Genomic DNA, 6356 nt, shown 5'->3' on the forward strand with positions numbered 1-6356 from the left:
CGCCACTGTCGTCAGGAGTGCGTCGTGCTTCATCCGATACAGGCCCGTATGGACGACCCCCGTGCACATGTTGCACACGTCCCGGCACAACGCGGACCGGCGGATGACAGTCCATGGCATTCCAGCGCGGCCTGCCGCCGCGACGAGGCGGGGCTGTTCTTCGCCCCCTCCAAGGAGCCGACGGCGGCCCGGCTGGCGCGCGAGGAGCAGGCGAAGCGGGTCTGCGCACGCTGCCCGGTGCTGCTGGAGTGCCGGGAGCACGCGCTGCTGCAGCCCGAGCCGTACGGCGTCTGGGGCGGCCTGACCGCCGCCGAGCGCCGGGTGGTGCTCGCCCGGCGCCGCCGCCGGGAGCAGGAGCTCCGGGAGGCGGCGCGGGTCGGCAGCCAGGTCGCCGCCGCGGGCTGAGCGTCCGTCGGACAGCGCCTAGCGGGCCCGGTCGAAGTCGATCGCGCTGTAGGCGCGCAGCTTGGACAGCTTGTGGGTGCTGTCGATCTGCCTGATCGTCCCGCTCTTGGACCGCATCACCAGTGAACTGGTGGTCGCCGTCTCCGACTTGTAGTGCACGCCGCGCAGCAGCTCGCCGTCGGTGATCCCGGTGGCGACGAAGAACACGTTGTCGCCGCTGACCAGGTCGTCGGTGTGCAGCACCCGGTTCAGGTCGTGCCCGGCGTCCAGCGCCTTGCGGCGCTCCGCCTCGTCCTTGGGCCACAACTTGCCCTGGATCACACCGCCCAGGCACTTTATGGCGCAGGCGGCGATGATGCCCTCGGGCGTTCCGCCGATGCCCAGCAGCAGGTCCACGCCGGTGCCCTCGCGCACGGCCATCACGGCGCCGGCCACGTCACCGTCCGAGATGAACTTGATCCGGGCGCCGGTGGCCCGGATCTCGGCCGCCAGCTGCTCATGGCGCGGGCGGTCCAGCAGCACCACCGTGACGTCCTCGGGCGCGGAGCCCTTGGCCCTGGCCACCGCCCGTACGTTGTGCTCGACCGGGGCGGTGATGTCGACGAGTCCGGCCGCATCCGGGCCCGCGACCAGCTTGTCCATGTAGAAGACCGCGCTGGGGTCGTACATGGTGCCCCGGTCGGCGACGGCGAGCACCGCGACCGCGTTGGGCATGCCCTTGGCGGTGAGGGTGGTGCCGTCCACCGGGTCCACGGCGACGTCGCACTCGGCGCCGGTGCCGTCACCGATCCGCTCGCCGTTGTAGAGCATGGGCGCGTCGTCCTTCTCGCCCTCGCCGATCACGACGATGCCGTTCATGGAGACGGTCTGGACCAGGGTGCGCATGGCGCGAACGGCGGCGCCGTCGGCGCCGTTCTTGTCGCCACGTCCTACCCAGCGGCCGGCCGCCATGGCGGCGGCCTCGGTCACGCGGACGAGTTCAAGGGCGAGGTTGCGATCGGGCGCCTCGGGGGCGACCTCCAGGGATGAGGGAAGGGCGTGGTTGTGGTGCTGGTTTTCGGTCATCGGTTGCGTACCTCTCTTGTACGACGACGGCCGGATGAGGGTGTTGCGAGCCTATCCGTGACCTGCACAGATGTCTGTGGCCTGGGGCACCCCGGGTAAGTGGTGCCTGCTCAGCGGGCCGGGCGGGGGCCCGGATTGCGGCGGTTCGGCACCCCGGTGCGGGCGGCCCGGCAGGGCATGGGCCACCATGGAGGCGTGGCAACAGAGAGCGCGCCGGCGCAGACCGGGACAGCACCCACCAGGACGCAGAAGCGGCCCGGCATGGCCGGGAAGTCCGTGCGCGACATGATCCTGTCGCTGCTCGCGGTCATGGCGGCGGGCTTTGTCATCTACTACTTCATCCCGCACAGCGGTGGCAACGGGGTGCACGCGGTCGAGTACCGGTCCGCCCTCTCGTCGGCCGAGCGCGCGGCCCCGTACCAGGTGCTGGCCCCCGCCGGGCTGCCCTCCGGGTGGAACGCCACGGCCGTCGAGTACGACGGGAACGACCCGCAGGACGCGGAGTGGACGCTCGGCTTCATCGACCCGGCCAAGCAGTACGTCGCGGTGCGGCAGAGCAACGGCCCGGTGACCGCGTTCCTCGCGGACGCGACGACCAACGGCGTCAAGCAGGCCGCCACCAGCACGGTCGACGGCAAGGCCTGGAGCCACTACCAGGGCGACCGCTACCGGGCCCTGGTGCTGGAGTCCGGCAAGGTCACCACGGTGGTGACCGGCACGGAGTCCTTCGCGAACCTGGAGAAGTTCGCCGCGACGCTGAAGTAGCCCCGACGCAGCACAGCAGAACGCCCCGGCCGCTGTCAGCGGCCGGGGCGTTCTGCGTGCACGTCGTCAGACGGTGGTGACGGCCTCGTCGAAGGTGAGGCGGGGGTTGCGCGGGTACCAGGCGTCCTGCCCAGGCTTGCCGATGTTGATGACGGCCAGCACCGAGTGGTCGCCGTCGGGGAAGAAGTCCTTGTTGATCCCCGCGGCGTCGAAGCCGGTCATCGGGCCTGCGGCCAGCCCCGCCGCGCGGATGCCGATGACGAAGTAGCCGACCTGGATGGCGGCGTTGAAGGAGCTGGAGGCCTCGCGGACCGGGCGCTCCGCGAAGAAGAGGTCCTTGGCCTGCGGGAAGACCGGGAACTGGGTCGGCAGCTCCTCGTGGAACTCGTGGTCCGCGGCGACGATCGCGACCAGCGGGGCGGCGGCGGTCTTGGCCTTGTTGCCGTCGGCCAGGTGGCCGACCAGGCGCTCGCGGGCCTCGGCCGAGCGGACCAGGACGATGCGCAGCGGCTGCTGGTTGAACGCCGTCGGGCCGAACTTGACCAGGTCGTAGACGGCCTGGATCTGCTCGTCGCTGACGGGCTCGTCAGTGAAGGTGTTGGCGGTGCGGGCCTCGCGGAACAGGAGGTCCTGGGCGGCGGCGTCGAGTACCAGAGCGTCAGACATGATTCACCTTCGAGATGTGTACCTGTGGACGGACGGCAGGGTCGCCGCTGTCACGGGTTCCAACATAGGTGAAGTTTCAACTATTTCCGCAGTCCGGGATCACGTGATGTGGATCACTCCTCGGGCTCCTCCTCGCCCTCCGCCAGGGCGGCGTCGAGCCGGGCCCTGGCGCCGTCCAGCCACCGCTCGCAGACCTTCGCCAACTGCTCCCCGCGCTCCCACAGGGCCAGCGACTCCTCCAGTGACGTCCCCCCGGTCTCCAGCGTCCGGACGACCTCCAGCAGGGCGTCCCGCGCCTGCTCGTAGCCCAGGGTGTCGTCCACCGCTGCCTCACCCGCCGACTTCTTAGCCATGGCCCCACCCTAGGGGCCCGCACTGACAATTCCGGCGACCAATTCCGGCGACAGTGCCGCCGCCGTTTCGCTACCCTCCGCCGCATGGTCACCGTACGTACCGGCGTCCCCGACGACGCACCCGAGCTGGTCCGGTTGCGGCAGCTGATGTTCGAGTCCATGCAGGCCGGGACGGCCGCCGCCGGCGACGGTTCCGCCGGCTGGCGCGAGGCCGCAGAGGACCTGCTCCGCAAGGTCACCGCCGATCCCGACAGCAACTTCGGGATCTTCGTGGTCGACGATACCGCGCACCCTGGCCGTCTCGCGGCCTGCGCCGTCGGCACGCTCGAACAACGGCTGCCGGCGCCCGCGCACCCCGACGGGCTGTTCGGCTTCGTCTTCAACATCTGCACCGACCCGGGGAGCCGCCGCCGCGGCTACGCCAGGGCCTGCACCGAGGCCCTGCTCGACTGGTTCGACGCCCGCGGCGCGACCCGGATCGACCTGCACGCCACCGCCTCCGGCCAGCAGCTCTACCGGCAGCTCGGCTTCACCGAGCACTCCGTCCCGCTGTCCCGCACCCGGCGCCGCTGAGGTCCGGACGCTTCCCCTGCCTCCCTGCCTCCCGGCGTCCCGGCCTCCGCTGCCTTCCTGCCTGCGCTGTCTCAGCCCTGATCCACCGTCACCGACAGCTCGCCCTCGGCCACCCGGGCCCGCAACCGCTCGCCGGAGGCGACCTGCGCCGGGTCGCGCACCACCGCGCCGTCCTCGCGCTGCAGCACCGCGTACCCGCGCTGCAGCGTCGCCGCGGGGGAGAGGGCGACCACCCGGGCCAGGGTGTGCGCCAGCTCGGACGCGGCCCGGTCCAGCCGGTGGTCCAGGGTCCGCCGGGAGCGTTCCAGCAGGGCGCCGAGCTCGGCGGCCCGCTCGTCCACCATCCGGTACGGCGCGGCCAGCACCGGCCGGCTGCGGACCGAGGCGAGCCCGCTCTCCTCCCGGTCCAGCCGGGCCCGGACGCCGTACCTGGCCCGGTCGCGCAGCCCGTGCACCCGGGCCAGCTCCTCCCGGACGTCGGGGACCACCCGCTTGGCGGCGTCGGTCGGAGTGGAGGCGCGCAGGTCGGCGACGAAGTCCAGCAGCGGCTGGTCCGGCTCGTGGCCGATGGCGCTGACCACCGGTGTCCGGGCCGCCGAGACGGCGCGGACCAGCTGCTCGTCGGAGAAGGGCAGCAGGTCCTCCACGCTGCCGCCGCCCCGGGCCACGATGATCACGTCCACGTCCGGGTGCTCGTCCAGCTCCTTGACGGCAGCGATCACCTCCGGGACGGCGTGCACCCCCTGCACCGGGACGTTGCGGACCTCGAAGCGGACGGCCGGCCAGCGCCGGCGCGCGTTCTGCAGCACATCGCGCTCGGCGGCGGACGCGCGCCCGGTCACCAGGCCGATGCACTGCGGCAGGAACGGCAGCGGCTTCTTGCGCTCGGCGGCGAACAGCCCCTCCGCGCCCAGAGTGCGCTTCAGGAGCTCCAGCCGGGCCAGCAGGTCGCCCAGGCCGACCAGGCGGATCTCGGCGGCGCGCAGCGACAGCGTGCCGCGCGGCCCGTACCACTCGGGCTTGGCGTGCACCACTATCCGCGAGCCCTCGGACACCAGCTCGGCGACGGGGTCGAAGACGGTGCGGTAGCAGGTCACCGAGAGCGAGACGTCCTCGGACGGGTCACGGAGCGTCAGAAACACCACGCCCGCACCGGGACGCCGGCTCAGCTGGGTGATCTGCCCCTCCACCCAGACCGCGCCGAGACGGTTGATCCAGCCGCCGATGAGCTGGGACACCTTCGCCACCGGGATGGGGGTGTCCGCCGAAGTGTCCAGGGCCATGCGTCGAGACTATCGGCAGGGTCCGACAGCGCCGAGAGCCACGACCGGACGGCCCCGGGGGCCGCCCCGCCCTGCCGGTAGGCTGGGGACCATGCCTGCTACCGCATCCCGCCGTGTCCTGCTCGCCGCCCCGCGCGGTTACTGCGCGGGCGTCGACCGTGCCGTCATCGCCGTGGAGAAGGCTCTGGAGCAGTACGGGGCCCCCATCTACGTCCGCAACGAGATCGTCCACAACAAGTACGTCGTGCAGACCCTCGAGAAGAAGGGCGTCATCTTCGTCGGCGCCACCGAGGAGGTCCCCGAGGGCAACATCGTGGTCTTCTCCGCCCACGGCGTCGCCCCCTCGGTCCACGACGAGGCCCAGCGCGGCAAGCTCGCCACCATCGACGCGACCTGCCCGCTGGTCACGAAGGTGCACAAGGAGGCCCTCCGCTACGCGGAGGAGGACTACGACATCCTGCTCATCGGCCACGAGGGCCATGAGGAGGTCATCGGGACCATGGGCGAGGCGCCGGAGCGCACGCACCTGGTGGACGGCCCGGGGGACGTCGACAAGGTGCAGGTCAGGGACGAGTCCAAGGTGGTGTGGCTGTCGCAGACCACCCTCTCGGTGGACGAGGCGATGGCCACCGTCGGCGCCCTGAAGACCCGCTTCCCGCTGCTGACCAGCCCGCCCAGCGACGACATCTGCTACGCCACGCAGAACCGGCAGGTGGTGATCAAGCAGATCGCGGCCGACTCGGACCTGGTCATCGTGGTCGGCTCGCGCAACTCCTCCAACTCGGTGCGACTGGTCGAGGTCTCCCTGGAAGCCGGTGCCAGGGCCGCCCACCTGGTCGACTTCGCCGAGGAGATCGACGAGGCCTGGCTGGAGGGGGTCGCCACCGTCGGCGTCACCAGCGGCGCCTCGGTCCCGGAGATCCTGGTCGAGGGCGTGCTGGAGTGGCTGGCCGCGCGCGGCTTCGGCGACGTCGAGGTGGTCCGCACCGCGGACGAGCACATCCAGTTCTCGCTGCCCAAGGAGCTGCGCCGGGACCTGCGCGCGGAGGCCGCGGGCAAGTAGGGCCCGCGGCCGGTTCCCCCGGTTCACGGCCGGCTCGTACTGATTCACGTACGTGAGGCGGCCGGACGGGGTAGGTCCTAGGTTGGCGTTATCGGGTTCGACGACGAACAGGGGATTCACGACGTGAACGTCTTCGGTGTGGACATCGGCGGTTCGGGATCAAGGGGGGGCCCCCGGTCTGGG

General features: G+C 71.6%; 8 protein-coding genes. 4 read left to right on the forward strand and 4 right to left on the reverse strand.

Features of this window, described 5'->3' with window-relative positions; all coding sequences use genetic code 11:
• Nucleotides 1–48 precede the first annotated feature (48 nt).
• On the forward strand, nucleotides 49–405 hold the full coding sequence (locus TR46_RS21220; protein ID WP_042403614.1) for a WhiB family transcriptional regulator: 357 nt from the start codon (nucleotides 49–51) through the stop codon (nucleotides 403–405).
• Between the two features lie 18 nt (nucleotides 406–423).
• On the opposite strand, the gene glpX is transcribed toward TR46_RS21220, so the two are convergent.
• Nucleotides 424–1470 (reverse strand): class II fructose-bisphosphatase, encoded by a 1047-nt coding sequence (gene glpX, locus TR46_RS21225; protein WP_042403616.1) that lies wholly within the window; start codon nucleotides 1468–1470, stop codon nucleotides 424–426.
• 195 nt (nucleotides 1471–1665) lie between these two features.
• On the opposite strand from glpX, the gene TR46_RS21230 reads away from it, so the two are divergent.
• Complete coding sequence (locus TR46_RS21230) at nucleotides 1666–2235, forward strand: DUF4245 domain-containing protein (RefSeq protein ID WP_161790174.1); 570 nt, start codon at nucleotides 1666–1668, stop codon at nucleotides 2233–2235.
• A 66-nt stretch (nucleotides 2236–2301) separates the two neighbouring features.
• On the opposite strand, the gene TR46_RS21235 is transcribed toward TR46_RS21230, so the two are convergent.
• Both TR46_RS21235 and TR46_RS21240 read right to left on the reverse strand, forming a co-directional pair.
• The gene (locus TR46_RS21235; protein ID WP_042403619.1) at nucleotides 2302–2901 is read right to left on the reverse strand and encodes a malonic semialdehyde reductase; all 600 of its coding nucleotides are present in this window, start codon (nucleotides 2899–2901) and stop codon (nucleotides 2302–2304) included.
• Between the two features lie 113 nt (nucleotides 2902–3014).
• Nucleotides 3015–3254: an exodeoxyribonuclease VII small subunit gene (locus TR46_RS21240; RefSeq protein ID WP_042403621.1), complete on the reverse strand. Its 240-nt coding sequence runs from the start codon at nucleotides 3252–3254 to the stop codon at nucleotides 3015–3017.
• 84 nt (nucleotides 3255–3338) lie between these two features.
• Between TR46_RS21240 and TR46_RS21245 the strand changes: the two genes are divergently transcribed.
• A complete protein-coding gene (locus TR46_RS21245) occupies nucleotides 3339–3827 on the forward strand; it encodes a GNAT family N-acetyltransferase (RefSeq protein ID WP_042403623.1) in 489 nt (162 codons plus the stop codon).
• A 71-nt stretch (nucleotides 3828–3898) separates the two neighbouring features.
• On the opposite strand, the gene xseA is transcribed toward TR46_RS21245, so the two are convergent.
• Entirely contained in the window at nucleotides 3899–5110 is a 1212-nt protein-coding gene (gene xseA / locus TR46_RS21250) for an exodeoxyribonuclease VII large subunit (RefSeq protein WP_042403625.1), read from the reverse strand.
• 91 nt (nucleotides 5111–5201) lie between these two features.
• Between xseA and TR46_RS21255 the strand changes: the two genes are divergently transcribed.
• Nucleotides 5202–6173 (forward strand): 4-hydroxy-3-methylbut-2-enyl diphosphate reductase, encoded by a 972-nt coding sequence (locus TR46_RS21255; protein ID WP_042403627.1) that lies wholly within the window; start codon nucleotides 5202–5204, stop codon nucleotides 6171–6173.
• The last annotated feature ends 183 nt before the right edge of the window (nucleotides 6174–6356 follow it).

This window comes from Streptacidiphilus carbonis, from assembly GCF_000787775.1.
GTDB lineage: Bacteria > Actinomycetota > Actinomycetes > Streptomycetales > Streptomycetaceae > Streptacidiphilus > Streptacidiphilus carbonis.